Genomic DNA, 23,220 nt, shown 5'->3' with positions numbered 1-23,220 from the left:
CGGCAGGCGGACATAGCTGTCCAAATAGTGAGATACGATTGTGGTCAATTGACACGTATCTCACTTAGAGGGAACACTGAACGCATGATCACATTCGTTACCGTCGGCGTCGTCGTCCTTACCAAGCGCGTGGCTTAGCCCGACTGGTAACGAACCGTCACGCGCAAACCCCTCGAAGAGCCGGAAGGCTGAGGGGTTTTTTTATTCCCCCAAGCAAGACCCATCTATTGAAGATCCACTAAGGAAGAGTCCGATGAGCAAAGGATCGCCGATCAGCCCCTCGCTGATGGCTGCAAAGTCCGCTGGAGCCCACAAAGCTCCGGAAAAGGTCGACCGTACGGCTGAGGCCGTCGTCGTCGACGCTGCTGCACCTCTCTCTCCTGTACTTGGGCCGAACACCGTTGTACCCCCAACGGTGATGTCCGGCTCGCAAGCAATTGTCCGTTCGCTCGAAGAACTCGGCGTGGACGATATTTTCGGTTTGCCCGGTGGCGCGATCCTGCCCACCTACGACCCCTTGATGGCCTCCAGCATGAATCACATCCTGGTCCGTCACGAACAGGGAGCCGGCCACGCCGCGCAAGGCTACGCCATGGTTACCGGACGGGTTGGCGTTTGCATCGCCACCTCGGGCCCCGGTGCCACCAACCTCGTTACCGCCATCATGGACGCCCACATGGACTCCGTGCCGATGGTGGCCATCACCGGCCAGGTGTCCAGCGGAGTCATCGGCACCGATGCCTTCCAGGAAGCGGACATCGTGGGTATCACGATGCCCATTACCAAGCACTCGTTCCTGGTGACCGACCCCAATGACATCCCGCACGTCATGGCCGAGGCATTCCACCTCGCGTCCACCGGCCGCCCGGGACCCGTCCTGGTGGACATCGCCAAGGACGCCCAGGTGGGCCAGATGACCTTCTCCTGGCCGCCCAAGGTGGATTTGCCGGGATACCGCCCCGTGGTGCGGGGACACAATAAGCAGGTCCGCGAAGCTGCCAAGCTGATCGCTGCTGCCAGCAAGCCGGTCCTTTACGTGGGCGGCGGCGTCGTCAAGGGCCACGCCTCGGCCGAGCTCATGGAACTTGCGCTGGCTACCGGCGCTCCCGTGGTCACCACACTGATGGCGCGCGGTGCCTTCCCTGATTCGCATCCCCAGCATGTCGGCATGCCCGGCATGCACGGATCAGTCTCCGCCGTGACTGCCCTCCAGCAGGCCGACCTCCTGATCACCCTCGGAGCCCGGTTCGATGACCGCGTCACCGGCGTGCTGAAGACCTTCGCCCCGTTTGCCAAGGTCATCCACGCTGACATCGACCCCGCGGAAATCTCCAAGAACCGCACCGCCGACGTCCCGATCGTTGGCTCGGTCAAGGAGATCATTCCCGAACTCACCGAAGCCGTGAAGACGCAGTTTGAACTGAGCGGCACCCCGGACCTGGATTCCTGGTGGGCCTTCCTCGGAAACCTGCGCGATACGTACCCGCTGGGCTGGACCGAGCCGGAAGACGGGCTCACCGCACCGCAGCGCGTGATCAAGCGCATCGGCGAGCTCACCGGTCCCGAAGGCATCTATGTTGCCGGCGTCGGCCAGCACCAGATGTGGGCCGCCCAGTTCATCAAGTACGAACGGCCCCACGCCTGGCTGAACTCCGGTGGAGCAGGAACCATGGGATACTCGGTTCCGGCAGCAATGGGTGCCAAGGTTGGTGAGCCGGACCGCGTGGTCTGGGCCATCGACGGTGACGGCTGCTTCCAGATGACCAATCAGGAACTGGCTACCTGCGCCATCAACAACATCCCCATCAAGGTGGCCATCATCAACAACTCCTCGCTGGGCATGGTCCGCCAATGGCAGACGCTGTTCTACGAGGGCCGCTACTCCAACACGGATCTGAACACAGGCCACGACACCGTCCGGATCCCGGACTTCGTGAAACTGGCTGACGCCTACGGTTGCGCAGCACTGCGGTGTGAACGTGACGAAGACATCGACGCCACCATCCAGAAGGCACTCGAGATCAATGACCGCCCAGTGGTCATAGACTTCGTCGTCAGCCCCAACTCGATGGTGTGGCCCATGGTGCCTTCGGGCGTCAGTAACGACCAGATCCAGGTTGCCCGCAACATGACCCCGGAATGGGAAGAGGAGGACTAGGCATGACCCGCCACACACTGTCCGTTCTGGTAGAAGACAAGCCCGGCGTGCTGACCCGCGTGGCCAGCCTCTTTGCCCGGCGCGCATTCAACATCAATTCCCTGGCTGTGGGACCCACCGAGGTTCCCGGCATGTCCCGCATGACGGTTGTCGTCGACGCCGACGGCGACCTCATTGAGCAGGTCACCAAGCAGCTCAACAAATTGGTCAACGTGATCAAGATTGTGGAGCTGACTTCCGAATCTTCCGTACAACGCGACCACATCCTGGTCAAGGTACGTGCGGATGCCGCGACACGCCTGCAGGTTACCCAAGCTGCAGACTTGTTCCGTGCCGCCGTCGTCGACGTGTCCACAGACTCGTTGGTGATAGAGGCAACCGGTACCCCCGAGAAGCTCGCAGCACTGCTTTCAGTGCTCGAGCCGTTCGGCATCCGTGAAATCGTGCAGTCCGGCACCTTGGCCGTTGGACGGGGATCCCGCTCCATGAGTGACAGGGCGCTCCGCTCCGCGTGAGCAGAACGTCCAGTACCGCAGCACCACAATCAATATCTAAGAAAACCACTCAAGAGGAGTTACGCAAGTGACTGAAATGTTCTACGACGACGACGCAGACCTGTCGATCATCCAGGGCCGCAAAGTAGCCATCGTTGGCTACGGCTCGCAGGGCCACGCCCACGCACTGAACCTCCGCGATTCCGGCGTCGAGGTTGTCATCGCGCTGAAGGATGGCTCCAAGTCGGCCGCCAAGGCAGAAGACGCAGGCTTCACGGTCAAGAACGTTGCCGACGCCGCCGAATGGGCAGACGTCATCATGATCCTGGCTCCGGACCAGCACCAGCGCGCCATCTACAACGACTCCATCAAGGACAAGCTGACCGAAGGCAAGGCCCTGGCCTTCGCCCACGGCTTCAACATCCGCTTTGGTTACATCGAAGCTCCGGCCGGCGTTGACGTCATCCTGATCGCCCCGAAGGCTCCGGGCCACACGGTTCGCCGCGAATTCGAAGCCGGCCGCGGCATCCCGGACATCATCGCCGTTGAACAGGACGCATCCGGTTCTGCCTGGGACCTGGCGAAGTCCTACGCCAAGGCCATCGGCGGAACCCGCGCCGGCGTTATCAAGACCACCTTCACCGAAGAGACCGAAACCGACCTCTTCGGCGAGCAGTCCGTCCTGTGCGGCGGTGTCTCACAGCTGGTCCAGTACGGCTTCGAAACCCTCACCGAAGCCGGCTACCAGCCGCAGATAGCCTACTTCGAGGTACTCCACGAGCTCAAGCTCATTGTTGACCTCATGTGGGAAGGCGGCATCGCCAAGCAGCGCTGGAGCGTTTCGGACACCGCAGAGTACGGCGACTACGTCTCCGGCCCGCGCGTCATCACCCCCGAGGTGAAGGAAAACATGAAGGCTGTCCTCGCCGACATCCAGAGCGGTGCTTTCGCCAAGCGCTTCATCGATGACCAGGACAACGGTGGCACCGAGTTCAAGGAACTGCGTGCCAAGGCAGAGCAGCACCCCATCGAAGAGGTCGGCCGCGAACTGCGCTCCCTCTTCTCCTGGCAGCAGCAGGACGCTGACTACGTTGAAGGTTCTGCAGCCCGCTGATCCTTCGGCGCCGGCCTGACGGCCTCCGCCACAACGACGCGCCCGCCCGGTGGACAAAGCCGGGCGGGCGTTGCCGTATCACCGGCATTTCGCTCCCGTTTCCATCAGTCTCCTTGGCTGTGAACTTCTTCACAACGGCTACCGGCCCGGCCGTAACATCCCCCGCCGGCACCGGAATCCCTGCCCGGATTCGATATTCTGGGCTGGTCCCGGCGCCGTGCCCCGGGCCACGCATCCGCTCCTTGTCCAGTCCTGTCCCAAAAGTTGTCCAAAGTAAGGTGCCTCCCCGTGTCAGCCAGCAAACCCGTCGTCCTCCTCGCCGAGGAACTTTCGCCCGCCACAGTCGAGGCTCTGGGCCCGGACTTTGAAATCCGCCAGACCGACGGCGCAGACCGTTCCCAGCTGCTGTCCGCAATCGTTGACGTTGACGCCATTTTGGTCCGCTCGGCTACCCAGGTGGATGCCGAAGCCATTGCCGCCGCGAAGAACCTGAAGGTCATCGCCCGCGCGGGTGTTGGGCTGGACAATGTAGACATCAAGGCCGCCACCCAGGCAGGCGTCATGGTGGTTAATGCCCCGACGTCCAACATTGTCTCCGCCGCCGAGCTCACGGTAGGACACATCCTCAGCTTGGCCCGCCACATTCCGCAGGCCAGCTCTGCGCTGAAGAACGGTGAGTGGAAGCGCTCCAAGTACACGGGAATCGAACTCTTCGAGAAGAAGATCGGCATCATCGGCCTGGGCCGCATCGGTGCTTTGGTGGCAGCACGCCTCCAGGGTTTTGATACCCAGATCCTTGCGTACGACCCCTACATCACTGCAGCCCGCGCCGCCCAGCTGGGCGTCAAGCTGGTCACCTTGGATGAACTTCTGGAGAATTCCGACTTCATCACCATCCACATGCCCAAGACGCCGGAAACGGTGGGCATGCTGGGAGCCGACGCCTTCCGCAAGATGAAGGAAACGGCCTACGTGGTCAACGTGGCCCGTGGCGGCCTGGTGGACGAGGAAGCACTTCACGTTGCCCTGAAGGAAGGCCAGATCGCCGGTGCCGGCGTGGACGTCTTCGTCAAGGAGCCCAGCACGGACCTGCCGTTCTTCGAGTTCGACAACGTCATTGTGACCCCGCACCTGGGTGCTTCCACCGACGAAGCACAGGAGAAAGCCGGCGTCTCGGTGGCCAAGTCGGTTCGCCTGGCACTTGCCGGCGAGCTGGTACCCGACGCCGTCAACGTCGCCGGCGGCGTCATCGCTCCGGATGTCCGTCCGGGTATCCCGCTGATCGAAAAGCTGGGCCGGATCTTCACGGCGCTGACCCACGCTTCCCTCACCCAGATCGACGTGGAAGTGGCGGGCGAAATTGCCGCACTGGACGTCAAGGTTCTCGAACTTGCCGCACTGAAGGGCGTTTTCGCCGACGTGGTGACGGAGCAGGTCTCCTACGTCAATGCACCCGTGATCGCCGAACAGCGCGGCATCAACACCCGCCTCATCACCACCCCGGACGCTGAGGACTACCGCAACGTCCTGACCATCCGTGGTGCCCTCAGCGATGGTTCCCAGATCTCCGTAGCCGGAACCCTCACAGGGCCCAAGCAAGTGGAGAAGCTCGTGGGCGTCAACGGGTACGACGTGGAAATCCCCATCAGCGAGCACCTGGTGGTGGTGGCCTATGCAGACCGTCCCGGCGTCATCGGCACCATTGGACACATCCTGGGCATGAACAACATCAACATCGGCGGCATGCAGGTGGCCCGCCAGACTGAAGGCGGCCAGGTTCTTGCTCTCCTGACCATCGACAGCTCTGTTCCGCAGCAGGTCCTGGAGGCCATCAAGGCCGGCATCGGAGCCGACATGGTCCGGGAAGTGGATCTGGAGGACTAGGACTGCAACTGATTTCCATCAGCTGAGTTCGCGTGCCGGCGACACACCTTTGGCACGCAGGCGTGGCCGGTCTGCTTACAATGGCTGGGTCCGGGATTCGGACCCGGCAGCAGGCCGGCCACAACTTTTGCACCTAAAGCCCGGTATTCCCCTGTGTCTTTTGAGGAATTCCGGTCTCCGTGTGCGCGCCCGCAATCAAGGTCTCAGGGAGCCCAATGAACGCCGTCCAAAGGTTCATCAGAAGCCGTGTGCTGCTGCTGACCGCGGCCATTTTGATCGTCGCAATGTGCTTGTCCGTCCTCGTCCAGAGCCAGTCCCAGGCTGCTTTGAACCGGACAGTGGATGAGAACTCGCGGGGACTCTACGACATCCTGGTCCAGGCCAAGCCTGACCAGGCCCAAGATGGCGACGGCGGTGCATTGATCCAGCCGGAAATCGCCAACGGCCAAGGCGGCATCAGCTTTGAGCAGCTGGAGAAGATCCGCACCATGGGCCAAACGGCTGTGGCCGCACCCATCAGCCTGGTTTCGCGCGTTTCGCAGAACCTGGAGGCTCCCCGCCTCAATGCCATGGACTACCTTGGGTACAACGCCGGCCTGGCCGGAGCCGTGACCGCGGGGGATCCTTCGGCCATGGATTCCAGCAAATGGCCCGCTGCGGAATCGGTGTTGTCCGATACCCCCAAGAAGTACCGCCTGACGGCCTCTGCCACGAGTTCTGATGGTGTGAACCAGCAGACGCTCTTCAAGACCAGCGCAGAAGGCACCTTGGGCAAAGGCCGCTTGATCCAAGAGCAGGCTGCAGGCGGCTCCAACGTCAGGATCGCCGGCCCCGAAGGCGAGACCGGCATCAAATTCCCGGCTCCGGCACTTGGCTCCGAGCACAACCTTTTCAACCTCTCCGTGGCGCTGCCACTGGCCCCGGAGGTGACCGAGTCCGTCGTCGCGGTTGACCCTGCCGCCGAAAGGGCGCTGTTGGGATCCGCAGGAGACTTCCTGGCACCCCTTGAGAAGGCTCCGCCGGCCGATGCCCGTGACGCAGGAGCCATTGGACGCCACTTCGAGAGCCTCTTCACCACCGGCCTCAGCATGGACCAGTTGGAAGAAGGTCCTGACTTCCTGGGCGTCAAGCTCAAGTACTGGGCGCCTCTGATGACCCAGTACCAGCAGGCCAAGCGTGACGGTTTGCTGACCGACGATTCCCAGGCCATCCCGCTGATTGTCCGCTCCGGCACATCCCTTGACCTGCAGTACTCGGTGAAGATCGAGGAACTGGACGCCAGTGGCAAGGTGGTCAACGAGGTCGGCACGGTGACGCGGAGCCTGGACAAGGACTACCTCCCCTTCGTTTCCAAGTCCCCGTTTGCCCTCGAATGGCCGGGTTCCACAGATCACAGCAAGCTGCTGGGCAGCACGGCCTCCTTCAGCCAGGGCCTGTACAACCCCGCCACCTGGAGCGCGGCGTTTGCCGCAGCCCCCAAGTACAAGGACGGCGACGAAGCCTCCAACGGTGCTTCGGACAAGAGCGCGACGCCGGGCGACTGGGTGACGGTCAACCGCCTGCCTGAGAAGTCCTCCTTCGGTGCCGCCGTGGACCAGACGCAGCGCAAACCAGTCGATGAGCGCTCCTACCGGGAAGACCTGGAAACGGGCAAGAAGCCGGCCGCGCCGTTGCCCATGGTGTACGGCACGTTTGACCCCGCCGACGTCCAGTCGGCAGCCGGGGACGTCAACAAGCTCCCCCTGGGCGGCTACGATCCCACGCCGATGACGCTCACCAAGGACGCTGAGGGCAAGGACGTCGAAGGTACGGAACTGAAGCCTTCGCTGAGCGCTACCGGTCTGGTCAGCCAGTCCGCCGGTGCCATCACCGATTACTACGGTCTAGCCGCAGCCCGTGGCTACGACACCAACGCCGACGTCATTGACGCCGTCCGGGTCAAGGCCTCCGCCGCCGGCAACTGGAAGACGGCGCAGCCCGAGGTGGAGAAGCTGGCCACGCAGATTCGCGAGCTCGGCCTGGAAGCCACAGTCGTTGCAGGTTCGGCACGCGAAGATGCCAATATCTTTGTCCCCGGATACAGCAAGGACGACGCCGGCAAGGAATCGCCGTTGGGCACCGTCCAGCAGTCCTGGGTCCGCCAGGATGCTGCCGATGCGGTCTCCGGTTCGCTGACCAGTACCAACATCACCTTGCTCTTCCTGACCCTGCTGGGCGCAACCCTCCTGACAGGCGCCTCGACCGTCAGCTACATCCGCCAGCGCCGGAGCGAAGCAGGCATCCTCAGGGCGATGGGCTGGACGCAGAAACGCATCCGGTCCTGGGTCCTCGAAGAGTTTGCGGTGGGCGCTGCGGCCCTTGCCGCAGCCGGTCTCGTCCTGAGCTTGCTCAGCTGGAATATTGCCACCGTCATTGTTTCCGTGACCATGCTCATCATCTACAGTGGGGCCGCGCTGCTGGCAGCCCAGCAGCTGCGTCACCGTGTAGTGATCGATCAGGAACCACAGCACGATGATCGCCTGGTAACGGTGGATTCCCCCTTGACGTTCGCCAACCGGCAGCTCACCACCAACCGGTTCAACTCCATCTCCCTTGCCGTGGCAGTAGGCGTGTTCGGTGCTGCAGTGGGTGCCTTGATCGCCCTGCTGATTGACATCCCCCGGGCAGCCGGTGCCAGTGCTTTGAGTGGCTTGGCAGCTGCAAGCATCGCCTTGCCGAGCGTCATCCTGGCGGTCTTCGGAGTAGTGGTGGGCCTGCTGCTGACCCTCGTGACCGGGCGCTTTGAACTCCATGCCAAGCGGGAGTACCTCGGTACCTTGAAGGCCATGGGCTGGAACCCGGACATGCTGGGCCAGGTCCGCTTCTTCGAGAACGCCCTTGTGGGCACAGTGGCTCTTCCCCTGGGCGTCCTTGGCGCCTTGGGGCTGGGACTGCTGTTGGCTCCCTACGCGGCCCTCTGGGCCGGTCTGGCCGGTCTGCTGGCCGTAATTTGCTGGATTCCGATTGCAACGAAAGTAGTCAAATGACTGACAAACTCAACCCCGAGCTGACGGCCACCCCGGAATCCACGGAAGAGTCGCTGCAGACCCGCGCCAACACGATCGTGAAGGCCTCCGACCACGCAACTCCCTTGGAATTGAGCCGCGTCACCATCCACTACGGTGGCGACAAGGGTGGCGCCGAGGAAGTGGACGTCGTCGACGACTTCAACCTCACCCTGCACGCCGGAGAGATGCACTGCATCGCCGGCCGAAGCGGCTCCGGCAAGACCAGCATCTTGACGGTGAGCGCCGGACTGACGCTCCCGACGTCGGGCAAGGTCTTTTGGGAGGGCCTGCCTCTGGACACCATGGGCGATGACGAGATCGCCGACCGCCGCCGCGCACTCATCGGCTATGTGGACCAGGGCGGCGCCCTGATCGACGGCATGAGCGCCCTGGAGAACGTCCTGCTTCCCGCCGTGCCCGACGGCGAAGTGGAACAGCGGACGGAAATGGCCAAGGACCTCCTGGACCTGGTGGGCCTGGGTCGTCGCATGCGGCACCGTCCTGCACAGCTCTCCGGCGGTGAGCGCCAGCGCGTCGCCATCGCCCGCGCGCTGATCCTGGGCACCCGTGTGCTGGTAGTGGACGAACCCACGGCCAGCCTGGACCGGGCAGCAGCCAACCGCATCATCGGGATCCTGAAGGACACCACAAGCGATGGCATCGCCGTTCTGGTAGCCTCCCACGACCACGAGCTGGTGCGGCTCAGCGATACGCTGACCGAACTTAACTAAGCTATTTCATCCCAAAAAAAGGTAACTTCTTAGAGTGACGTCTCCAGAGAAATCCCCGTTCTACATCACCACCGCAATCAGCTACCCCAACGGCGTGCCGCACATCGGCCACGCCTACGAGGTCATTGCAACTGATGCCATGGCGCGCTTCAAGCGCCTTGACGGCCATGAAGTGTTCTTCATGACCGGAACGGACGAGCACGGACTCAAGATGCAGCAGTCTGCCGAGAAAGAAGGCATCACTGCCAAGCAGCTCGCCGACCGCAACTCGGCTGCGTTCAAGCAGATGAGCCAGGACCTGGGGATCTCCCATGACCGCTTCATCCGCACCACCGACCAGGACCACTACGCCGCCTCGCAGGCCATTTGGAAGAAGATGGAAGCCAATGGCGACATCTACCTGTCCAAGTACGAGGGCTGGTACTCCGTCCGTGACGAGGCGTACTACGTAGAAGACGACACCGTTGTGAAAGAGGACGGTCTCCGTTACTCCAAGGAGACGGACACCCTGGTCACCTGGACTGCGGAGGAGAGCTACTTCTTCCGGCTTTCCAACTACCAGGAAAAGCTCCTTGCCCTCTATGAGGCGCAGCCCGAGTTCGGCGCACCGCAGTCCCGTTTCAACGAGGTCATCAGTTTCGTCAAGCGTGGTCTTGAGGACCTGTCCATCAGCCGTACCACCTTCGACTGGGGCGTTCCTGTCCCCGGCGATGAGAAGCACGTCATGTACGTCTGGGTTGACGCCCTGACCAACTACCTTACCGGCGTTGGCTACCCGGACATCGAGTCGGAATCCTTCAAGAAGTTCTGGCCCGCCGACGTCCACGTGATCGGCAAGGACATTTCGCGTTTCCATGCGATCTACTGGCCGGCGTTCCTCATGAGCGCCGGACTTGAGCTGCCACAGCGCGTCATGATCCACGGCTTCCTCACCAACAACGGCGTGAAGATGTCCAAGTCCCTGGGCAACGTCGTCGCGCCGCAGGACTTCGTAGCGCAGTACGGCCTGGACCAGTGCCGGTACTTCTTCCTCCGCGAAGTTCCGTTCGGTGCGGATGGCAATTACAACCACGAGGCGATCGTGGGCCGCATGAACTCGGATCTGGCCAACAACTTCGGCAACCTTGCCCAGCGTTCGCTGTCCATGGTGGCGAAAAACTGCGAAGGCAAGGTCCCGGTGCCCGGAGATTTCACGGCGGAGGACACTGCCTTGCTGACGCAGGCAGGGGAGTTGCTGGCAACAGCCCGTTCAGCGTTCGACAAGCAGGAATTCAGCCGCGCGCTGGAAGCCATCTGGACCGTACTGGGCGATACCAACGCCTACTTTGCGGACCAGGCCCCCTGGGTCCTGCGGAAGACCGACATCGCCCGCATGAATACGGTTTTGTACGTCACCTTGGAGGTAGTGAGGATCGTCGCGATCCTCGCCCAGCCGGTCATGCCGTCGTCGTCCGCCAAGCTGCTTGAAGTCCTGGGCCAAGCCGAAGGCGAGGCGAGGCAGTTCGCCGCGATCGCCACGCCGATCGTTGCGGGCACCCAGTTGCCGGCTCCTGCCCCGATCTTCCCCCGCTACGAAGAGCCTGCCGAAGCCTAGGACGTTCTCTCACATACCATCCATAAAGAGGAATCGCTCTCTCACTTCCCGTCAGCTTTACCGCGGGAAGTGAGAGAGCGATTCTCGTTTGGCGTGGTGATGTGAGCGAGCGTTGATGCCTTAGGCGGTGGCCAGGCCCTCGACGGGGGAGAGGCGTGCGGCGCGCCGGGCCGGGATCACCGACGCCAGGAGCCCGGCCACCACGGCCACTCCAAATACTGCGGCCAGTTGCAGCCACGGTACGGCCGGAACAACGCTGGCTACGCCTCCGAGGGTCGCCTGCGCCCCCAGCCATCCGTAGACGATGCCCATGCCTGCACCCATGATGGCGGCCACCCCGGCGACGAGCACGGCTTCGATGGCCAGCATGCCCCGCAGCTGGCCCTTGGTCAGGCCCAGGGCCCTGAGGAGGGAGTTCTCCCTGGTCCGTTCCAAGACCGAGAGGGACAAGGTGTTGGCCACGCCGATCAACGCAATCACCACGGCGATACCAAGCAGTCCGGTGACAACCAACAGGAGCACATCAATGATGCTGTTGAACGTCACGCGCTCGATCGCAGCCCCGCTGACGGTTCGCTCCTGCACCCCCAATGCTGCCGCGATGTCTTTCTGGAGAGCCTGCACCCGGTCCGTGGACACGGAATCGTCCAGCTTCACCCACACCATGGATGCCGTTTCCGGCAGCGGGGACGCAGCGATGCTGGAACTTTCCACAAACGCCGGAACATGGCGGGTCCGCAGCACCTTGGCGTCGAGCGAAACCGTGCCCGCCGCCGTCGAGATAGTCGCAGTACCCTCTGGAGAGTCTTCTGGAAGGTAAACCGTGCCCGGGCCCGGCTTCAGGTTGTTATCGCGCAGCACAGAGACTGCATCTGCGGCGGAAAGGCCGTAGATGGTCATGCCGCCTTCCGGTGCAGCGGAATCGCCCAGTGTTCCTACCGGCTGCAGCAAGACCGCAGCGCTGACGCCGTCGAGTGCCTTGATCCTCGCGAGGGCCTGCCCGTGGTCGCCTGAACCATCCACGGCAGTCTGTGCCGACAGGTCCACAGGGTAGTTCTCGGCCAAGGTGTCGTTGAATGCCTGCCGGGATGTGGCCGCGCCCGTCATCATGAGCGAGACCAACGTGACACCGATGAGCAGCGCGGCCGCGGTCGCCGAGGTGCGGGCTGGGTTGCGCGTGGCGTTCACGGCCGCGAGCTTGCCCGGGACTCCCGCGGGTGCGGCGAGCCTGCCGGCCAGGGCAACCACCGTGGGGATGAACAGCGTGGAGCAGAGGAGAATGCCCACGAACGAGGCAGCCCCGCCCAACAGCGCAACGCCCAGCGAAACGTTCACGCTGCCGTACACCAGGGCTGCTGCTCCGCCCAGCAGGGCCACCAAGCCCAGGACAAGGCGTACCTTGCCGCGCTTGTTCCGGACGGACGCGTCATCGCTTGGCCGCAAGGCGGCAAGAGGCGCGACGGCGGTAGCCGCCTTGGCCGGAACCAACGCCGCGACCACGGTCAACAAGGTTCCGGCCACCAGGCCGGCAATAATGGCCGACGGCGGTACAGCCAGTGTCGCGAACGCCTGCTCAGGCTGGGACTTGGCCCAAGCGATCAACCCGGTCATCAGGCCCGTAGCCGCCAGGACGCCCATTACAGAGGAAAGGAAACCGACCACCAGGGCTTCGAGCATGACGGACCCACGGATTTGTGCCCGCCCGGCACCGAGGCAGCGCAGCAGCGCCAACTCCCTGGTTCGCTGTGCCACAAGAACGGAGAAGGTGTTGGCCACCACCAACGTGGAGACCAGGATGGCCACGCCGGCGAACGCGAGCAGCACGATGGTCAGTTGATCCTGACCAGCGCTCAGCATGGCAACAGTGGAGGTGACCTTCTCCTGGGCTGTTTCCAGCACAGGCCCAGCAGCCCCCGCAGCTTCCATGCGATGGGTGATGTACTCCTTGGCGGCGGCCACGTCCTCGCCGGCCTTGAGCGAGAACTGCACCCCGGTAAACCCTGCCCCGGCGTCCTGGACCGCGTTCAGCACAGATTCCGAGGCCACCAGCTGGGCTGCCGACGACGAGAAGGGATCATTGGTGGCCTGTATGAGGCCCGTAATGCTCACCTTGGCGTTCTTGACAGGTCCGGCGCCACGGAGCTCAAGCGTGCTCCCCACGGTCAGGCCAAGATGCCCGGCCGTCTTGACGTCGATCACAGCCTCCGAAGCCTTTGACGGCATGGACCCCGAGGACAGGACCGCGCCCTCCAAGGAAGCGGGCGCCGCATTGCGCAACCGCCCATACTGCTCGCCACCACCGGCCTCGAACATGACATAAGTGGACCGCTCGGCGTAGCTGTCCTCCACTGAAGGAGCGGACGCGGCAGCCTCCACAGCTGCCTGGGTGAATGCTTCACCGTTCTTGGACGTGGCGACAAGGTCAGCGTTGCGGTACGCCTCACCGATGCTGGCCCCCAAGGAGGCATTCGTGCTTGCACCCACCATCAGCGTGGCGGAGAGGAACATGACGGACAACATGACCGCGAGTCCGATTGCGACGAACCGCCGGAAATGGGTCGTCAGTTGGGAAACGGCGACACGCAGCATGCTCAGGCCCCCAGCTTGCCGATGGCTGCCAGGACGGAGTCTGCGGTGGGATCGTGGATCTCGCCCACCAGGCCGCCGTCGCTCATCAGGACAACGCGGTCGGCATAGCTGGCGGCCACGGGATCGTGGGTGACCATGATGATGGTCTGTCCCATCTCCTGGCTGCTCCGGCGGAGCAACGCCAGCACTTCGCCGCCGGCCTTGGAGTCAAGGTTGCCCGTAGGCTCATCACCAAAAACGACGTCGGGACGGGTCAACAGGGCACGGGCTACTGCTACGCGCTGCTGCTGGCCGCCGGAAAGCTCATGGGGGCGGTGCTTCAGGCGGTCCTTCAAACCCAGGGTGCTGACAACGGTATCGAGCCATCCGGCGTCGGCGGTGGTCCCCGCCAAAGCGAGCGGAAGCGTGATGTTCTGCTCGGCCGTCAACGTAGGCACCAGGTTGAAAGCCTGGAAAACGAAGCCGATCCTCTCCCGGCGGAGCGCGGTGAGCTGACGGTCGTTGAGGCCGGTCAATTCAGTGCCCCCCAGGACGATGCGGCCGGAGTCAGCCGTATCAAGGCCGGCCAGGCAATGCATCAAGGTGGACTTCCCGGATCCTGAGGGGCCCATGATCGCCGTGAACTTTCCGGCGTCAAAGCTCACGGACACCTTGTCCAGCGCGGTGACAGTGGTATCGGCGCGGCCGTAGCTCTTGGTCAGCTCGTGGGCCTCGACGGCGGGTCGGGCCTGGGCATCATCGGACCCCGCGGGGCGATCGGTTCCTGACGGGTGGGAGAGGGGCGTGAAGGTTGTCATGGTTTCACGCTATGTTTTGCGGCACCCCGTCAGGATCGGGCCAGGGGCCCATTGTCCGGCGGAGGCCCTCATACCGTGGTCTGAGGTGCTAGGAGCCGGGGGCTACTACGCCGGTCTCATAGGCTATGACCACCACTTGCACCCGGTCCCGGGCACCCAACTTGGCAAGGATATGCCCCACATGGGTTTTCACCGTGGCCTCGGAGAGGAACAGCCCTGCTGCGATCTCGGGATTGGACTGTCCCTGCGCGATGAGCTGGAACACCTCGCGCTCGCGGGCCGTCAGGCGCTCGACGGCAGCAGCGTGCTCGCTCTGCTCGGGTGTTTGCGTCCGCAGCAAGGGTGCCACATGGTCCAGCAAACGCCGGGTGGTGGAGGGAGCTATCACCGCGTCCCCACGGTAAACGGTGCGGATGGCCTCCAGGAGCTCTTCGGGTGGAGCGTCCTTCAGGAGGAATCCGCTGGCGCCGGCTTGGATGGCGGCCAGCGCATACTCATCCAGGTCGAAGGTGGTCAGTACCACGATCTTGATCTCCGCCCGCTGCGAACCGGAGGGCTGTGCCGCCGCCTGTTCCAGGATGCGGCGGGTCGCTTCTATGCCATCCATACCGGGCATGCGGACATCCATCAGGACCACATCGGCGGCGGTAGCGGACAGGGCCTGGACAGCCTCGATCCCATTGCCTGCCTCGGCCACGACTTCGAGGTCCGGCTGCGAATTGATCAGCATGCCAAAACCCGAACGGACCAACTGTTGGTCATCAACGAGTGCCACCCTGATGGGCGCAGGAATTTCTGGCATGGCTAGGCCTCCGAATACGGGATGAAAGCGGACACACGGAAACCGCCGCCCTGCTCCGGGCGTGCGGTCAAAGAACCATCGTAGAGGGAGACCCTCTCACCCATGCCCAGCAAGCCGTTGCCGCCGCCAGGTGCCGGCGGATCAGCAGCGGCGCCCCGGCCGTCGTCGACGATGTCCAGTTGCAGGCCCCGGGCCTGCCACGTCAGGGTGACGCCCGCCGTCGCCTTCGGTCCGGCGTGCTTCATGACATTGGTGAGGGCTTCCTGGATGATGCGATACGCCGTGAGCTCCGCTCCGGCCGGGAGTGCGCGGCGAGGGACGCCGCTCTGTTCAAAAGCCACCTGAAGGGTGGCCGCACGGAAGCCGAGGAGGAGCTCGTCCAAGTCCGAGAGCCGCGGTTGCGGGCGGGTAGGGGAGTCGTCGTCGGAGCGGAGGACACCCAGCAGCCTGCGCATTTCGCCCAGGGAGTCCCTGCCCGTGGCGGCAATGGTAGCCAGCGCTTCCGTAGCGAGTTCGGGTTTCGCGGCGGCAGCGTATCGGGCTCCATCGGCCTGGGTGATGATCACGGACAAGGAGTGCGCCACGATGTCGTGCATTTCCCGGGCAATGTGGGAGCGTTCGTCGGCAGCGGCCAGTTTACGTTCCTGCACCTGTTCCACCTCGAGGCGCCGCGTTCGGTCTTCCAGCGCCTGAAGTTGGAGCCTGCGGACGCGTGTGAGGTCGCCGAGGGTCCAGCTCACCAGCACCAGCATCCAGATCAGGACGGTGTACAGCGTGCCGATGGTGAGGCCCATGATTCCCGATTCCGCGGTGGTCGAGAACAGCCGGGTGGTCAGCATGACGCCACCGGCGAGGCCTGCAATCAGGACACTGCGGCTGGCCCACGCAGGACCATAGGCCGCCGTCGCGTAGATGACCAGGGGAACGGCGATTTGCCCTGCCACCGGTTCGGCGCCCACCGCCCATTGGATCAGGCATACAACGATCACCGCGCCGGCGGCCATGGCGGGTTGGGTGCGTCGCCAAGCAAGGGGGAGCAGGAGGCTGCAGGACAAGAGGGAGAGCCACGGGCGGTCAGCAATCAGGTAGACCGGGCCGAAGAGGAGGATCAGCAGGCACGTTGCCGTCAGGTCCACGATGAAGCGGTTGATCCGGAACCATTCGTATACTGCGTGCCTTCTATCCACGCTTAGACTCTATGCGCTTGTTCACGCGGAGGGCATCATGCTGTGGTCTGACTCGTCCCGGACTCAAGTGTTCGCAGAATGAGACGATTTTGACCAGCATGTGGATTGCTTGGCTAGATAGAGCTATGAGTGCAACGTCCATCAATCTCGCTGTCATCCCAGGCGACGGCATTGGCCCTGAGGTCATCGCCGAAGCCGTCAAGGTCCTCGAAAAGGCTGTCGCCGCCGAAGGCGTTGCCCTCGAACTGACCAACTACAAGCTCGGCGCCCAGCACTGGCTTGAGACCGGCGAGACCCTCCCGGACGAGGTCCTGACCGACCTCCGCACCCGCGATGCCATCCTCTTCGGGGCAGTCGGTGCGGCCCCGGGCGATACCCGCATCCCATCCGGGATCATCGAACGCGAAATGCTGCTCAAGCTCCGCTTCAGCCTGGACCACTTTGTGAACCTGCGCCCGTCCCGCTTGTACGGCACCGTCGGCAGCCCCCTGGCAAACCCGGGCACCATCGACTTCATCGTGGTGCGCGAAGGCACCGAAGGTCCCTATGTAGGCAACGGCGGCACCCTGCGCGGCGGCACTCCCCACGAGGTGGCCACCGAGGTGTCCCTCAATACCGCCCACGGCGTGGAGCGCGTTGTCCGCGATGCGTTCCGTCGCGCCAACGAGCGTCCGCGCAAGCACGTCACGCTCGTCCACAAGCACAATGTGCTGGTGTTCGCCGGGCACTTGTGGAAGCGCACCGTTGAAGCAGTGGCCCAGGAATTCCCCGAGGTCACCCACGACTACCTCCACATCGACGCCGCCACCATTTTCATGGTGACCGACCCGTCCCGCTTCGATGTCATCGTCACCGACAACCTCTTCGGCGACATCCTCACCGACCTCGCCGCAGCCGTGACCGGCGGCATTGGCCTGGCGGCATCGGGCAACATCAACATGGACCGCACCGCACCGTCCATGTTTGAGCCCGTCCATGGCTCAGCTCCGGATATCGCCGGACAACAGAAAGCCGATCCCACCGCGGCCATCCTCTCCGCAGTGCTCCTCCTGGACCACCTTGGCTACACCACGGCGGCCCGCAAGATCGAGGCGGCAGTAGTCGCCGACGTCGAAAGCCGCACCGGCGAGCCACGCAGCACAGCTGCCATCGGCGATGCCATCGCGGCCGCACTCTAGGCCCAAAACTCAGGCGTAAGCTTGTGTTGAATTATTTACCTGCTTCCCTGGTCCATCGCTGAACCACACCCTTTTCAGGGTCCGGTTCGCCCTGCCAGGTAGCTGACTGTGGAGGAAACATGACTCAGACTGCCCATGGCGTCGAATTCAGCCAGCAGCTTTCGGAAACCCCGAAGTCTGCTGAGGAGCGTGCAGCCGTCCTGGCGAACCCAGGCTTCGGCGACTACTTCACCGACCACACCGCCGTCGTCGACTACAAAGTTGACGCCGATGGCAATGGCGGTTGGCAGAATGCCCGGATCGAGCCCTACGGACCCATCTCCCTGGACCCTTCGGCTGCGGTCCTGCACTACGGCCAGGAAATCTTCGAGGGCCTCAAGGCCTACCGTCACGCTGACGGTTCCGTCTGGACCTTCCGGCCCGAAGCCAACGCTGCGCGCTTGAACAAGTCCGCGCGTCGCCTCGCCCTCCCGGAGTTGCCCGAGGAGTACTTCCTGGGCGCCATCCGCGAACTCGTGCAGGCAGACAAGGAATGGGTTCCGTCCGGCGACGGTGAAGCCCTTTACCTGCGTCCGTTCATGATCGCGACGGAGGCGTTCCTCGGCGTCCGGGCTGCCCGCGAAGTGTCCTTCCGCGTCATCGCCTCGCCGGCCGGCAACTACTTCGGTGGCGAGCTCAAGCCCGTCTCCATCTGGATCTCCCGCGAATACGCCCGTGCCGGCCGCGGCGGTACCGGTGCTGCAAAGTGTGGCGGCAACTACGCCGCTTCCCTGATCGCGCAGCAGGAAGCCGAAGCGAACGGGTGCAAGCAGGTACTCTTCCTGGACCACTTCAACGACGACGCCGTGGAAGAACTCGGCGGTATGAACGTCTTCTTCGTCATGAAGGACGGCTCCCTGGTCACCCCGGCCCTCAGCGGCACCATCCTTGAAGGGGTCACCCGCATGTCGGTCATCCAGGTGGCCAAGGACATGGGGCGCGAAGTCACCGAGCGTAAGATCACCCTGGACGAATGGCGCGACGGTGTGGCCTCCGGCGACATCACCGAGGTCTTCGCTTGCGGTACGGCAGCCGTGATCACACCAATCGGAGTTCTCAAGGACGCCACGGAGTTCATCGGCTCCGAAGACGCAAAGGCCGGCGACACCACCATGGCTATCCGCCAGCAGCTTTTGGGCATCCAGACCGGAACCGTAGAGGACACCCACGGCTGGCTGACCCGCCTGGTCTAGCCTCCGGACGTTCCGAAACGCCACCGTACGACGGCGGCCCTCCCCTTGGTTTATCAAGCGGAAGGGCCGCCGTTCTGCTTCCCGGACGCTCGCTCACTTCCCTCGGGTTTGGGGCGGACCCTCTATCAGGTTCCGCGGGTTTGGGGCGGACGCTCGCTCGCTGGCTTGAGGCCTGCTGCCGTGTTGTCTCTTCGAATCGCTCCACTTTTGCGCGTGGATGTGAGAGAGGACCGGCGGGAAGGGCACGGGATGTGAGAGAGGATCGGCGGGAAGGGCGCGGATGTGAGAGAGGATCCACTGAGGTGTCAAGATGGGGGAGTGACTTCAGAATCAATGGCGGCTTCCGGCACTTCACCGAACGACGACTCCTCCCTGCAGCGCAGCAGTGAATTCACCCGCTTCCGGTTGGCCCCAAACCCCGGACCCATGAGTCTGGACGGCACCAACTCTTACATTATTGGCGTGCCGGGCTCCGGCCACGTGGCGGTGGTGGACCCGGGACCGGCCGATGAACGGCATCTGGCGGCACTCGCGGCGGCCGGCGCTGTTGATGCAGTACTGATCACCCACCGCCACGCAGACCACACGGAGGCCTCGGCCCGCTTCCATCAGCTGACCGGGGCTCCGGTCCGGGCTGCATCCCCGGAGTATTGTCACGGGGGCGAGCCACTCACGGACGGCGAAGTCCTGACGGCAGGCGGCGTTGAAATCCGCGTTGTTGCAACCCCTGGCCACACCTCCGATTCCGTGTGCTTCCATCTCCCCGGCGACGGCCCGCACGGCTCAGTGCTCACGGGGGACACCATTCTGGGACGCGGCACCACGGTCCTTGATTATCCCGACGGCCGGTTGGGCGACTATCTTGCAAGCTTGGACAGGCTGGAAGCAATTGGACCTGCAACCCTTCTACCGGCCCATGGTCCCGTGCTCCCTGCGTTGGACGCGACGTGCCGCGAGTATCGTGAGCATCGCGAACAGCGCCTCGACCAGATCAGGGCTGCCCTGAAGCACTTGGGCAGTGACGCATCGATCGAGGCAGTCACCGACGCCGTCTATCCCGACGTCGACCCTTCCGTCAGGTGGGCGGCGGAGACTTCCGTGGCAGCGCAACTGGATTACCTCCGGAGCTAAGCCCGGACTGTAGGCTTGAGCCCATGCGTATCGCCCGGTTTGTAGTTGATTCTGATCCCCTTTACGGCGTTGTTGACGGTGAGCCCGGCAGTGAGGAAATCACTGTCATTAACGGCGACCCGTTCTTCAATGGCGTCGAACGTACCCATGTGAAGCACAAGCTCGAGGACGTGCGGCTCCTGGCGCCCATCATTCCCCGCAGCAAGGTGATTGGTGTCGGCCGCAACTTTGCCGAGCACGCAGCGGAGCTCGGCAACGAAGTTCCCCAGCAGCCCTTGTTGTTCCTGAAGCCCAACACCTCGGTCATCGGCCCGAACGATCCCATCATCCTCCCTGAGTTCTCGGAGGAGGTCTCCTTCGAAGCCGAGCTGTGCGTGGTCATCGGCCGCATCTGCAAGGACGTCCCGGAGGATCGCGCGGACGACGTCATTTTTGGCTACACCTGCGGCAACGACCTCACCGCCCGCGATGTCCAGAAGACGGACCTCCAGTGGGCCCGCGCCAAGGGTTTCGACACCTCCGCACCGCTGGGCCCGTGGATCGAAACCGAGCTCGACCACGAAGACCTGTCCATCCAGGGACGGCTGAATGGTGAGCTTCGCCAGGACGGCAGCACCAGCCAGATGATCCGCGGCGTCCGCGAACTCGTCTCGATCGTTTCCCACGCCTTCACGCTCCTTCCGGGCGACGTCATCATGACCGGTACCCCGGCAGGCGTCGGCCTGGTCAGTGAGGGCGACCGTTTTGAGGTAGAGATCGAAGGCATCGGACGCCTGTCCAACCCGGTGGTTCGCCGCTAGGCTCCCAGCGAAACCTCAAAAAGCCAGGGTTCGACGGCGGCACTGACCTTTCGTACGAAGGGTCAGTGCCGCCGTCGGGCGCTTCCAGCCGGGAAACCGGGGCGGCGCCAAGCGGTAAAGTTGGAACCACTATGACTACTGCTTCTGCGTCGAACGCTGCCTCCAGCGCCATCCCTGCCGTCAACGCCGAGACTCCGGTCCGCGTCCGTTTCTGCCCGTCGCCGACGGGAACGCCGCACGTTGGCCTGATCCGCACCGCCCTGTTCAACTGGGCGTATGCGCGCCACACTGGCGGCAAGCTGATCTTCCGTATCGAGGACACCGACTCTGCCCGTGACAGCGAGGAGAGCTACCACCAGTTGCTGGATGCCCTCAAGTGGCTCGGGATCAACTGGGACGAGGGCGTAGAGGTCGGCGGCCCGCACGAGCCGTACCGCCAGTCCCAGCGCGGCGACATCTACCAGGACGTCATCGCCAAGCTTAAGGCCGGGGGACACGTCTATGAGTCCTACTCCACGCCGGATGAGATCGAGGCCCGCCACAAAGCCGCAGGCCGCGACCCGAAGCTGGGCTATGACGGATTTGACCGTCACTTGACCGAGGAACAGCTGGCACAGTTCAAGGCCGAAGGCCGCGAGGCTGTCCTGCGTCTCCGCATGCCGGACGAGGACCTGACCTTCAACGACCTCGTCCGCGGCGAGATCACGTTCAAGGCCGGTTCCGTTCCCGACTTTGCAGTTGTCCGTGCCAATGGCGCCCCGCTGTACACCCTGGTGAACCCGGTGGATGACGCGCTGATGGGGATCACCCACGTCCTGCGCGGCGAGGACCTGCTGAGCTCCACCCCGCGCCAGATCGCACTGTACCGTGCGCTCTACGCCATCGGTGTTGCCGAGTACATGCCGGAGTTCGGCCACCTGCCGTACGTCATGGGCCAGGGCAACAAGAAGCTCTCGAAGCGTGACCCGAGTCCAGCTTGTTCCTGCACCGCGAGCGTGGCTTCATCCCCGAGGGCCTGCTCAACTACCTGTCCCTGCTTGGCTGGTCGCTGAGCGCAGATGAGGACATCTTCACCGTGGAACAGCTCGTGGCCAACTTCGACATCCACGATGTCCTGGGCAACCCGGCCCGCTTCGATATCAAGAAGGCCGAGGCCATCAACGGAACGCACGTTCGTTTGCTGGCGCCGGAGGACTTCAAGGAGCGTTTGGTCCCTTACCTCCGCGCTGGCGGGTTCGTAGGGGAGATCCTCACACCGCGGCAGGAAGAGATTCTTGCCGAGGCCGCCCCGCTGGTACAGGAACGCATTACCCTCCTGGGTGAGGCTCCTGAGATGCTGGCGTTCCTGTTCAAGGCCGACGACGCCATTGACGTGGCCGATGACGCCCGGAAGGGACTTCCCGCCAATCTGGACGAGGTCCTCGACGCCGCCCTGGCAGCGCTGGAGCCCATCGAGGAGTGGACGGCTGAGAACATCCAGACGGCGCTGAAGCAGGCTCTTGTGGAGGACTTGGGCATCAAGCCCCGGGCCGCCTTCGGGCCTGTGCGCACGGCCATCTCCGGCCGCCGCATCTCTCCGCCGCTGTTCGAATCCATGGTGATCCTTGGTAAGGATTCGTCCCTGGCCCGCGTTCGCGCTTTCCGCGGCTAAGGACGGCTTCAGTCATGGCGATCGCAAGCTCCTTCGGCACTGTCCGCGGTGTCCTCTTCGACATCGATGACACCCTGGTGGACCTTGAGTACGCCATGACCACAGCGTTGCGTGACGTCAGCGAACATCTCCTGCCCGGCCTGGACCAGGCCGGGTGGGTGAAGTTCGGCCGCATTTTTACGCACGAGACCACGCACTTCTATGACCGATACCTGGCCGGCGAGTTGACGTTCAATGAACAGCGGCTGCTTCGCGGCAGGGCTGCGTTGGGTCACTTCGGCGTGGAACTCGGTGAAGGCGACGAGTCCCAGGCCTGGGTTTCTGAGTACCACCAGCGCCAGACGGCGTACGTGAGGGCCTTCGACGACGTCGGAGAGGTGCTGGATGCGCTCGACGCCGCCGGCATTCCCTATGGAGCCGTCAGCAATAACGTGCACGATTACCAGCGCGCCAAGTTGGACGGTGCGGGTCTTTCAAGGATCAAGGTTCTGGTGGGCACTGATACCGTTGGCGTGCCCAAACCGGATCCTGCCATTTACCTCGAGGGCGTGCGCCTCCTGGGCACGGCGGCTGGCGAGACCCTTTACGTCGGGGATAACAGGCTGCTCGACGCTGATGGCGCCACGGCGGCCGGGCTCATTGGCGTGTGGCTCAACAGGACCGGAGAAGTTGTGGAGGAATTCACCGGACGCCAAGTGGACTCCCTGGCACGGTTGCTGGCCACAGCTCCAAGCACCGTTGAGGGCACGCATCCAACGGCGCGGATCATGTGATGCAGGTAACGGCTTCCCGATTTGTGCAGGTGGCAAGACTCCGGTAGAGTCATTACTC

16 protein-coding genes and 1 pseudogene are annotated in these 23,220 nt (G+C 63.5%); 13 read left to right on the top strand and 4 right to left on the bottom strand.

The window, feature by feature from the left end; translation table 11 throughout:
* Positions 1 to 253: 253 nt before the first annotated feature.
* From CGK93_RS14690 to metG, 7 genes are all read left to right on the top strand, one after another.
* Positions 254 to 2,158 (top strand): acetolactate synthase large subunit, encoded by a 1,905-nt coding sequence (locus CGK93_RS14690; RefSeq protein WP_026540215.1) that lies wholly within the window; start codon positions 254 to 256, stop codon positions 2,156 to 2,158.
* Between the two features lie 2 nt (positions 2,159 to 2,160).
* The gene (ilvN, locus tag CGK93_RS14685) at positions 2,161 to 2,673 is read left to right on the top strand and encodes an acetolactate synthase small subunit (protein WP_021470923.1); all 513 of its coding nucleotides are present in this window, start codon (positions 2,161 to 2,163) and stop codon (positions 2,671 to 2,673) included.
* Positions 2,674 to 2,740: 67 nt separating this feature from the next.
* Positions 2,741 to 3,766, top strand: coding sequence for a ketol-acid reductoisomerase (gene ilvC, locus CGK93_RS14680; RefSeq protein ID WP_026540216.1), 1,026 nt, complete (start codon positions 2,741 to 2,743; stop codon positions 3,764 to 3,766).
* A gap of 288 nt (positions 3,767 to 4,054) precedes the next feature.
* On the top strand, positions 4,055 to 5,650 hold the full coding sequence (gene serA / locus CGK93_RS14675; protein ID WP_089595470.1) for a phosphoglycerate dehydrogenase: 1,596 nt from the start codon (positions 4,055 to 4,057) through the stop codon (positions 5,648 to 5,650).
* Between the two features lie 215 nt (positions 5,651 to 5,865).
* Positions 5,866 to 8,676: an FtsX-like permease family protein gene (locus tag CGK93_RS14670; protein WP_089595469.1), complete on the top strand. Its 2,811-nt coding sequence runs from the start codon at positions 5,866 to 5,868 to the stop codon at positions 8,674 to 8,676.
* Entirely contained in the window at positions 8,673 to 9,428 is a 756-nt protein-coding gene (locus CGK93_RS14665) for an ABC transporter ATP-binding protein (RefSeq protein WP_089595468.1), read from the top strand. The genes CGK93_RS14670 and CGK93_RS14665 overlap by 4 nt, the downstream gene beginning before the upstream one ends.
* Positions 9,429 to 9,462: 34 nt before the next feature.
* The gene (gene metG / locus CGK93_RS14660) at positions 9,463 to 11,022 is read left to right on the top strand and encodes a methionine--tRNA ligase (RefSeq protein WP_089595467.1); all 1,560 of its coding nucleotides are present in this window, start codon (positions 9,463 to 9,465) and stop codon (positions 11,020 to 11,022) included.
* A 120-nt stretch (positions 11,023 to 11,142) separates the two neighbouring features.
* On the opposite strand, the gene CGK93_RS14655 is transcribed toward metG, so the two are convergent.
* The 4 genes from CGK93_RS14655 to CGK93_RS14640 form a co-directional block, all read right to left on the bottom strand.
* Positions 11,143 to 13,611, bottom strand: coding sequence for an ABC transporter permease (locus CGK93_RS14655; protein ID WP_089595466.1), 2,469 nt, complete (start codon positions 13,609 to 13,611; stop codon positions 11,143 to 11,145).
* 2 nt (positions 13,612 to 13,613) lie between these two features.
* Positions 13,614 to 14,408, bottom strand: a complete 795-nt coding sequence (locus CGK93_RS14650) for an ABC transporter ATP-binding protein (RefSeq protein ID WP_089595465.1) — start codon at positions 14,406 to 14,408, stop codon at positions 13,614 to 13,616.
* 88 nt (positions 14,409 to 14,496) lie between these two features.
* Entirely contained in the window at positions 14,497 to 15,210 is a 714-nt protein-coding gene (locus CGK93_RS14645; protein ID WP_089595464.1) for a response regulator, read from the bottom strand.
* Positions 15,211 to 15,212: 2 nt separating this feature from the next.
* Positions 15,213 to 16,397: a sensor histidine kinase gene (locus tag CGK93_RS14640; RefSeq protein ID WP_089595463.1), complete on the bottom strand. Its 1,185-nt coding sequence runs from the start codon at positions 16,395 to 16,397 to the stop codon at positions 15,213 to 15,215.
* Between the two features lie 125 nt (positions 16,398 to 16,522).
* On the opposite strand from CGK93_RS14640, the gene CGK93_RS14635 reads away from it, so the two are divergent.
* The 6 genes and pseudogenes from CGK93_RS14635 (at position 16,523) to CGK93_RS14610 (ending at position 23,162) form a co-directional block, all read left to right on the top strand.
* A complete protein-coding gene (locus CGK93_RS14635) occupies positions 16,523 to 17,575 on the top strand; it encodes a 3-isopropylmalate dehydrogenase (RefSeq protein WP_089595462.1) in 1,053 nt (350 codons plus the stop codon).
* Positions 17,576 to 17,694: 119 nt separating this feature from the next.
* Positions 17,695 to 18,807, top strand: a complete 1,113-nt coding sequence (locus CGK93_RS14630; RefSeq protein ID WP_089595461.1) for a branched-chain amino acid aminotransferase — start codon at positions 17,695 to 17,697, stop codon at positions 18,805 to 18,807.
* 333 nt (positions 18,808 to 19,140) lie between these two features.
* The gene (locus tag CGK93_RS14625) at positions 19,141 to 19,938 is read left to right on the top strand and encodes an MBL fold metallo-hydrolase (protein WP_089595460.1); all 798 of its coding nucleotides are present in this window, start codon (positions 19,141 to 19,143) and stop codon (positions 19,936 to 19,938) included.
* A gap of 23 nt (positions 19,939 to 19,961) precedes the next feature.
* Positions 19,962 to 20,738 (top strand): fumarylacetoacetate hydrolase family protein, encoded by a 777-nt coding sequence (locus tag CGK93_RS14620; protein WP_089595459.1) that lies wholly within the window; start codon positions 19,962 to 19,964, stop codon positions 20,736 to 20,738.
* A gap of 131 nt (positions 20,739 to 20,869) precedes the next feature.
* Positions 20,870 to 22,389: pseudogene (gene gltX, locus CGK93_RS14615) on the top strand (glutamate--tRNA ligase).
* A 14-nt stretch (positions 22,390 to 22,403) separates the two neighbouring features.
* Complete coding sequence (locus tag CGK93_RS14610) at positions 22,404 to 23,162, top strand: HAD family hydrolase (RefSeq protein ID WP_089595458.1); 759 nt, start codon at positions 22,404 to 22,406, stop codon at positions 23,160 to 23,162.
* Positions 23,163 to 23,220 lie beyond the last annotated feature (58 nt).

The sequence above is a fragment of the Arthrobacter sp. YN genome (assembly GCF_002224285.1).
GTDB lineage: Bacteria > Actinomycetota > Actinomycetes > Actinomycetales > Micrococcaceae > Arthrobacter.
The sequence above is the reverse complement of the archived record's forward strand: the minus strand, read 5'-3'. Positions and strand labels throughout refer to the sequence as shown.

What these genes read in the sequence shown, in the direction of transcription:
- CGK93_RS14690 (WP_026540215.1), top strand. Translation starts at nt 254, where the DNA reads ATGAGCAAAGGATCGCCGATCAGCCCCTCGCTGATGGCTGCAAAGTCC.
- ilvN (WP_021470923.1), top strand. Translation starts at nt 2,161, where the DNA reads ATGACCCGCCACACACTGTCCGTTCTGGTAGAAGACAAGCCCGGCGTG.
- CGK93_RS14670 (WP_089595469.1), top strand. Translation starts at nt 5,866, where the DNA reads ATGAACGCCGTCCAAAGGTTCATCAGAAGCCGTGTGCTGCTGCTGACC.
- CGK93_RS14665 (WP_089595468.1), top strand. Translation starts at nt 8,673, where the DNA reads ATGACTGACAAACTCAACCCCGAGCTGACGGCCACCCCGGAATCCACG.
- CGK93_RS14655 (WP_089595466.1), bottom strand. Translation starts at nt 13,611, where the DNA reads ATGCTGCGTGTCGCCGTTTCCCAACTGACGACCCATTTCCGGCGGTTC.
- CGK93_RS14650 (WP_089595465.1), bottom strand. Translation starts at nt 14,408, where the DNA reads ATGACAACCTTCACGCCCCTCTCCCACCCGTCAGGAACCGATCGCCCC.
- CGK93_RS14645 (WP_089595464.1), bottom strand. Translation starts at nt 15,210, where the DNA reads ATGCCAGAAATTCCTGCGCCCATCAGGGTGGCACTCGTTGATGACCAA.
- CGK93_RS14635 (WP_089595462.1), top strand. Translation starts at nt 16,523, where the DNA reads ATGAGTGCAACGTCCATCAATCTCGCTGTCATCCCAGGCGACGGCATT.
- CGK93_RS14630 (WP_089595461.1), top strand. Translation starts at nt 17,695, where the DNA reads ATGACTCAGACTGCCCATGGCGTCGAATTCAGCCAGCAGCTTTCGGAA.
- CGK93_RS14625 (WP_089595460.1), top strand. Translation starts at nt 19,141, where the DNA reads ATGGCGGCTTCCGGCACTTCACCGAACGACGACTCCTCCCTGCAGCGC.
- CGK93_RS14620 (WP_089595459.1), top strand. Translation starts at nt 19,962, where the DNA reads ATGCGTATCGCCCGGTTTGTAGTTGATTCTGATCCCCTTTACGGCGTT.
- CGK93_RS14610 (WP_089595458.1), top strand. Translation starts at nt 22,404, where the DNA reads ATGGCGATCGCAAGCTCCTTCGGCACTGTCCGCGGTGTCCTCTTCGAC.